Source organism: Parendozoicomonas verongulae (assembly GCF_009711465.1).
In the GTDB taxonomy this organism is placed as follows: domain Bacteria; phylum Pseudomonadota; class Gammaproteobacteria; order Pseudomonadales; family Endozoicomonadaceae; genus Sansalvadorimonas; species Sansalvadorimonas verongulae.
On sequence record NZ_SMME01000148.1, the window covers coordinates 1 to 293 of the forward strand.

Annotated in this window: 1 protein-coding gene; it reads left to right on the forward strand. The window is 53.9% G+C overall.

The window, feature by feature from the left end:
* The coding region (locus E1189_RS22070) for a hypothetical protein (protein ID WP_196220803.1) at window positions 1-293 on the forward strand (293 nt) is incomplete at both ends.

The following is a 293-nucleotide window of genomic DNA, read 5'->3' on the forward strand; positions in this document are numbered from 1 at the left end:
CAGGAACTCGACAAACTAATAGCAGCCGGGCAAGAGGCTGAAGCCGCACTTAACCATTCACCACTTACCCTGGAAGGTTGGGAGATGTTCGACGGGGAAGAGGGAAACCCGCTGAACGGACAGAAGTGGATAAAGAAGCGCCCAGATACCGGGAGCATCGTTGATCGGAAGATTGCCCGTGTTGAAAGCCTTGAGACTGCACTCTTCAAGCTGCACGGTGGGCTGAGGATCAAGCGCCATGAACAAATCGCATTACAGGCCCATGTGATCGACCAACTCAGCAGCGGCGAAAT